This window comes from Frankia sp. Mgl5 (assembly GCF_023242985.1).
GTDB classification, from domain to species: Bacteria; Actinomycetota; Actinomycetes; order Frankiales; family Frankiaceae; genus Parafrankia; species Parafrankia soli.
Genome location: NZ_JALKFY010000296.1, coordinates 1 through 244 on the forward strand (window position 1 = coordinate 1; position 244 = coordinate 244).

Here is a 244-nt window from a genome sequence, read left to right on the forward strand (position 1 = left end):
GATAGTCGAGCGGATAATCATGCTTCTCCAACGGAACTTGATCGATTACTTGACAGGAGAAGGCGAAACCAATCAGCAGCGGTTTTCGCTCAAGCGTTGCCAGAAAGCGGTCATAATAACCTCCGCCATAGCCCAACCGGCCGCCATCGCGTGCAAAAGCGACTCCGGGAACGACAATCGCTTCAAGCTTTTCCCGTTCTGCCCGCTGCGAAACGTCCGGATCTGGTTCAAAGATTCCCCATAC

At 53.3% G+C, this 244-nt stretch carries 1 protein-coding gene; it reads right to left on the reverse strand.

What is annotated here, in order from left to right; genetic code table 11:
• A partial coding sequence (locus MXD62_RS09405) for a 5-formyltetrahydrofolate cyclo-ligase (protein WP_248828975.1) occupies positions 1 to 244 on the reverse strand: 244 nt, incomplete at both ends.